The organism is Lactococcus hircilactis, assembly GCF_009601015.1.
GTDB lineage: Bacteria > Bacillota > Bacilli > Lactobacillales > Streptococcaceae > Lactococcus > Lactococcus hircilactis.
Map to the genome: position 1 here is coordinate 1 of NZ_WITJ01000036.1, position 4,000 is coordinate 4,000.

General features: G+C 46.9%; 1 protein-coding gene. It reads left to right on the plus strand.

All coding sequences use genetic code 11. The features are described from left to right. A partial coding sequence (locus tag GHI93_RS12910) for a beta strand repeat-containing protein (RefSeq protein WP_170272450.1) occupies positions 1 to 4,000 on the plus strand: 4,000 nt, incomplete at both ends.

Genomic DNA, 4,000 nt, shown 5'->3' on the forward strand with positions numbered 1-4,000 from the left:
CGACTGGCTCAACAGCCCCACCAGCAAGTAGCACGACAAGCAGCACAACGCAAAGCAGCTCAAGTCTGCTCACAAGCTCAACAGCTATCGCTGTCGCACAGACCGATCCAAAGCAACCAACGGACACGTACTTAGAACTTGTCAAAGGATCGCCCTTGACGCTGGTCGTGCATCACACCAGTAAGACCGCTGTCGCAGTTGTCGCAAGTGATGTCACACAAAATCTGACGCAAACCCTTTTCCAAATGGCTGAAGCGACAGATTCGAGTGAGCCGGCAACGAAGACGGACGATGGGAAAACGATCATCACTGTACCAACCATCACGACCGATCAAACGTTAGGTGAATGGAAAGCAGATGCAGCGGACTCAACTAACTCACTCACGGACTCTCAAAAATTCGCAGATAACAAGTCCCTAAAAGCACCCTTGATCCTCTCAGGCACACAGCCTGACCCATCTAGTACAACGAGCGATACAAGTACGAGCAGCGCTACACCAAAAGTAGAGGGCACAAGTGTCACGCTTAGCCCGAATCAAGCCACTAACGCACCGCTAGCAAAGCCAGCGCTTGCAAAAGCTGGTCTTGCGAAGTTCACCACGTTAGCAAGCACCACCAGCCCTATCGTCATCTCAGCAGCAAATATCCAAGTGCTTACAGGAACATCACAGTTTGATACAGGAACAGCGAGTACCAGTACAGGAAACTTAGGCGCTGATCCCAAAGGAGACCCCGACAGCTCAACGAGCTATACACCAGGATATGATGCCAATGCAAGTAATGACCTTGTCCGTTCTTTTGACACGATTACCTACCTTGTCAGCTTCAATGTCCAAAACAATACGAATACCAACTATTCAGATATTGGCTATCAAGTGACGGCAACGCTCCCTAACGCAGTAACCCTTCAAAGCGATGGCAAAACCCCACAGGTGAACGGCTCTATCGTCAATGGGACGATGTACACAAACGCAGATGGCACCCAGTATTCTCAAGGAATCATGAGTTCTTCCATCTCAACGACAGGACAAGTCGTTGTACCCATTGTTGTGCAAGTCTCCAGCGCACCTAATGGACTAAAAATCACACCGACCTTTACCATCAAACTCACAACAGCATCAAACAATGACACCCTTAATGATGACAGTCTCAATCAAACCTATGATTCAAGTACTTTCTCAGGACTTGGTGTTAAACCGACCGTTGTTTCGGCTGCTCCAAGTATTACCACACTTTTAACCAAAGGGAAGGCAGTCTCTGGTGCAGCAGCACAAGCTATTTTCCAAGAAAGTCCGGGCAATAACAATGAGTATGCGTGGGATGTTGGTGCAACCACAGTCTTAGCACCACTTCCAGGGCGCAACACGGGCAACTATGTGGGCGCTACTTTCCCGACTGGACCGATTACTTATACGGTCGCAATGAAAGGGTCTTATGTCGCAGGAAATGGTCAAACTTACACGCTACAAAACAGTCAGTCTGATGGGGCTTATGTCGAAGCTGTCGCACCTGCAACAGCTGGACGTGTCGGTCCATGGAGTAAAACGACAGGTTCAGGTTGGTTGACAGGAAACGACCCGACAAAAGTTTCTGGGACACTCGCTGTGCCTACCGCGAATACGGGTCAAATCTACACGACACAGCCCACCTCAGGGCAAGCAGGTATCGGTGTTTATCAGTCAGGAAGTTTCACAGGAACAACCTCGGGACCTTATAATCTTTCTAATACGAATACCATCACAAACACGGGCTATACGGGCGTTTACAATCCCTATACCTATAATATGGATGCGACCTCTTACAATATTAGCAAAGGACGTCCCTTCTCAACTTCTGAGCTTTTAGTAAGGTATGACATGAATGCCGCTTTAAATGCAAGCGCAGCCGATGCGAATCCATGGTCATCTTTGACTAATACCCTCTATGTCAGCTCTGTGACCTACGATGGTCAAACTGTAAACAACCCGAATGGGACGGCGAATGATCAGAAATATACTAATCTAATAACTCCGAGTGGTAATTATGTAGCTAGTGTATCGTTTAATAATGTTGTAGGAACGAGTGTGATTGGTAGTCCATCTATCTCAGGTAATGTCTACACTTTTGCACAAGTGGGAAACTATCCACAAATAAGTGGGATTGATACTGGAGGTAATTTTGACTTACAAAACGCTTCGGCACAGAATGTAGGTTCGAGTACATTAAATACTAATTTCGGACAAGGAATTATTGGAGCAAAGAGTTCTATATATTTATTGAGTAGCCTGAATGATACGAATTACGGTAAAATAGGGGCTCGTACAGAGATTATCATGTGGGATCCCTCTGCTTTTCAATATGATTCTAGTCGTTATTTACTGACTGGTTTTGCTTCAGGTGGACGAAATTCTGGGCAAGGATTGGTTGTTTTATACGGCGTTGCAAAAAATCTTAGCACTACGCCTCCTTATATGATGAAAACAGGAGGATATGTGAATGCTTATAATCAGTATAATTGGTTTACGAGTGCAAGTGCTGCTCAAGCCACAGGAGATATTTCAGCAGTGCGGGAAATAAGATCGTATCCAGATGGGACCAGTCCCGATACGCAAAGTGATTCTTTTGGTGTTCCAGTTACCGTTCTTCAAACAAATCCAGGCTATAAAACACCAGCAGGAAATCCACTAGTTGTTTTGCAAGCCGTAGGATTCTATGATACTGCGACAAATGCCCTCAATGCAAATAATACAGGTCTTCTTTTTGATCCTGTTCGAGATACGAGTGATGCTAGAATTGGAAATGGCGTTGCATCAGCACCAGGATATAACTTCCCATCAGCGATTGGAACTTATCAACCATCAACCTTTAATGTTTCAACAGGAGTGGCAACTAACGTTCCAGCTACTTATTGGTCTTGGATGGGCGATTCTGCTGTGATTAAATCTTACTCAGTTTCTTCCACCACCGCTGTATCCCAACCAAGTTACCAAACCACCCAGTCCATTAACATCAAAGTCCAAGGCAACTTCCAAGGTAGCTCTAGCACGACCTACGGCGGGAACCTCCAGACAACACTCCCTGTTGGAATTACCTATAAATCAGGCAGCTCTGTTGATGCTCAAGGCAAAGCCCTTCCTGACCCAACCATCACAACGACAGGTTCAGGAGCAACGCTCCAACAAATTCTGACCTGGAACTTTGCGAGTGTCTCCTTGACGCAGCTGACCGAAGTTAATTTCCAAGCCCTCTCAAATCCTGCAAGTCTAAGCTTTAATTCAAGTGGTCTAACAGGTGCATTGACGGTATCTACTGTAGGCTCGATGTGGCTTGCCTCAGGGACAGCAGGGACAGATACCACGGGAAGTTCATCCCCATCCAGAAGTTCAAGTACGACCTTCCAAGAGCAGCTTACTCAAGCTTTGACACTTGATAAGGAAGTCGATAAAACTGCAATCGAAGATGGAAATAAAGCCACAGTCGCAAACGATCCAGCATCTGATGTCCCAGATACCTCGATCACCTACAGCCTGACCGTATCAAATATGACGGCTGCCGCAATGAGCAATGTCAATGTCCTTGACGTCCTGCCCTACAATGGCGATAGTCGTGGGACCTCGCTCTCAGGTGGCTATACCGTCACCAAGGTCTCCTCGTCGGATAGCACGGTCAAATACAGCACCAACACGACCGCACCATCCAGCTCGACCTATAACGAAAGCTCGGATCCAGCCACAATCACGACAGGCTCAGGTGGCTGGTCGGCACTCGCCGCAGTCGGTACCGCGCCCACTGCGACAAAGGCGATTTTGTTTAATATTCCAACCTTAAACAAAGGGACAACTATCGTCTTGACCATTACCATCCAGCCAGATAATAAACAAAAACCTGGCGATTTCTTCAACAATCAAGCCAACATCAACTATACAGGCAATATCAACCCACCAGTCAACTCAGCCAAGGTTGGCACGACCGTTTACGGCCGGGACCTCTCAGGCTTTGCGTGGCGCGATGTGAATCATGA